Origin of the sequence: Gallibacterium anatis DSM 16844 = F 149 (assembly GCF_000379785.1) — a bacterium.
GTDB lineage: Bacteria > Pseudomonadota > Gammaproteobacteria > Enterobacterales > Pasteurellaceae > Gallibacterium > Gallibacterium anatis.
Genome location: NZ_KB903768.1, coordinates 1 through 1667, shown reverse-complemented (window position 1 = coordinate 1667; position 1667 = coordinate 1). Strand labels below are relative to the sequence as shown.

Sequence of the window (1667 nt, the reverse complement as noted above, 5' to 3'; positions counted from 1 at the left end):
GACGTTGGTGCTGACGGTACCTTAGATAGTGACACCTTAAATGTTGGTGATGGTACAGATGGAGCGGGTACAGCGACATTAACTAATGCAGGAACGGTCAATGCAGATACGGTGACAGTCAAATCTGATGGTCAACTTGATACAACAGGGGCATTAACAATTGCAGATACTTTAGAGGTAGATGGCGGTGTAGTGAACTCAACGGGTAACACAACGGCGGACACCTTAAATGTCGATAATGATGGTAAAGTGAATGTTAATGGTGGCACAACAGATGTTGCGACAACGAACATAAATGATGGTGCGGTAACTGTAGGTGATAAGGGTACATTAGACAGCGACATCTTAAATGTTGGTGATGGTACAGATGGAGCGGGTACAGCGACATTAACTAATGCAGGAACGGTCAATGCAGATACAGTGACAGTCAAATCTGATGGTCAACTTGATACAACAGGGGCATTAACTATCACAGACACCTTAACAGTAGATGGTGGTAAAGTGAATGTTAATGATGGTACAACGATAGCAGAGACTTTAACTATAGATAATAGTGGTGAAGTGAATGTTGGTACTAAGGGTAATTTAGATCTAGGAAATGATGGTATTATTACCCTAGATGAGGGAAGCTTGAATGTTGATGGTAAAGTTAACGCTGATAATATTAGATCTGATAGCTTAGGTAATGATAAATCTGCAATATTAAATGTTAACAGTGGAGGTGACTTAAAACTTAATCTTGATGATGGAGATGTATTATTTGAGAATTTGCATACAGCTAACGGTGGTGAAGATACGATTAATATTAATGGTAAACTTAATATTAACGTTGATTCAGGTGCTGTTGCGAGTTTAGAAAATTCCGCATCAATTAGTGGTACAGGTAGCCTTGATAAAACAGGCTCTGGTGAATTTAAGATTGAAAATGCTAATTCAGGATTTTCTGGTAAAACTAATGTAGAGAAAGGAACCTTGCATTTAGCAAATGGTGGTAGTTTATCAACAAGCGATGTTACTGTTAAAGATAATGCACGACTTACTGTTGATAAAGAAGGTACTGAGTTAGGCGGATTAACCTTAAGTGATAACAGTACATTAAGTGTAGTTATTACACCAAATGAGTACACTAAAATTACAGTTAATGGTGATGTAAAATTAAATGGTACATTAGATATTGATATTAGTGGTAGTAAGGAAGATGATTTTAAAAATACTATCTTTAATGATGTAATTAAATCAACCTCCTCTATGAGTGGTAACTTTAATGAAGTTACAGATAATAGCCTGTTATTTAATTTTAGACCTAATGTAGTTGATAAGACACTGAGTTTAATACCGTATGTTTCATCAACAACTAGCTTAGTGGATATTATCAAGAAATTTGGGTTGGACAGAGCGCTAGATGTTGCAAGAGCACTAGATAGTAATTTTTCAGTTTCACCAGAAAATGATCTATCGACACTGTTCTATACTATTCGAGATAACAAACAAGCAGCTAATGCAGTATTAGAGTCATTACCAACTTTAGCTGGAGCGAGTAGTCAAGTAGTAGCTGATACAAGTAAGCATCTCGCAAATCTTGCACGAGTTTATGAGCGTTGTGAAGGTAATATTCAGCAAGGTGATAAATATATTTGGGCGAGAACATTTGGTAGTTGGGAAACCCA

Annotated in this window: 1 protein-coding gene; it reads left to right on the top strand. The window is 36.8% G+C overall.

Translation table 11 applies throughout. The features are described from left to right. Positions 1-1667, top strand: a 1667-nt coding sequence (locus tag A3EO_RS13595; RefSeq protein ID WP_169333134.1) for an autotransporter outer membrane beta-barrel domain-containing protein, incomplete at both ends; no start/stop codon positions are given.